This is a genomic window from Legionella sp., from assembly GCF_965140895.1.
Lineage (GTDB): Bacteria > Pseudomonadota > Gammaproteobacteria > Legionellales > Legionellaceae > Legionella.
Window position 1 is genome coordinate 1 of sequence record NZ_CBCSKT010000119.1, and the last position, 1,038, is coordinate 1,038.

Here is a 1,038-nt window from a genome sequence, read left to right on the forward strand (position 1 = left end):
TAATACCATTATTGCAAATTTAAAATGCAAAATTAACAAATACTTTTTATTTAAACAGTATGAAGGCAAATTACATATAATGAAAGTCTATTTAGTTGGTGGGGCTGTTCGCGATCAATTGTTAAGTCTAACAGTAAAAGAGCGGGATTGGGTAGTCGTTGGTGCTAGCCCTGATGAATTATTAAACAAACGATTTCGACAGGTTGGGAAGGATTTCCCGGTATTTTTGCACCCTGAAACTAATGAAGAATATGCTTTAGCGAGAACAGAGCGCAAAGCCGCGCCCGGTTATTATGGCTTTACCTGTGATTTCAGCAATAGCGTTAGCCTAGAAGAAGACCTCGCCCGTCGCGACCTCACGATTAATGCCATGGCTATGGACGAACACGGTCAATTAATTGATCCTTATCAAGGACAGCAGGATTTACGCGATAAAGTATTACGGCATGTTTCCCCTGCGTTTGTTGAGGATCCCGTACGTGTTTTACGTGTTGCACGCTTTGCGGCACGATTTCATCATTTAGGTTTTAAGGTGGCTGATGAAACGCGTTCTTTGATGTATTCTATGGTGCGTAATGGTGAGCTGGCGCATTTGGTTGCAGAACGAGTTTGGCAGGAATGGCAACGAAGTTTGGAAGAGCGAAATCCAGAGCAATTTATTAGTACTTTACGTGCTTGCGATGCATTGCGTATTATCCTCCCGGAACTACATGTTTTATTTGGTGTTCCTAATCCACATCGCTATCACCATGAAGTAGATAGCGGTGTGCATTCGCTCATGGTCTTACACGCAGCGGTTGCTTTAACTACGGATCCTGTGATTCGTTTTGCAGCCTTAGTTCATGATTTAGGGAAAGCAACATCGCCTATGTCGAATTGGCCGAGTCATCATGGCCATGAAGAACGTGGGGTGCCGATTATTGATGCCTTATGTGCGCGTTTGCGAATTCCAAATGAATATCGTACATTGGCAATCAGTGTTTCACGCTATCATTTAACTATTCATCGTTTATCGGAGTTACGTGCAGCGACCATAGT

At 43.0% G+C, this 1,038-nt stretch carries 1 protein-coding gene; it reads left to right on the forward strand.

What is annotated here, in order from left to right; translation table 11 throughout:
* Positions 1–79: 79 nt before the first annotated feature.
* Positions 80–1,038: multifunctional CCA addition/repair protein (locus tag ACQY7T_RS12370; protein ID WP_428413821.1), on the forward strand; the 959-nt coding region annotated here is incomplete at its 3' end.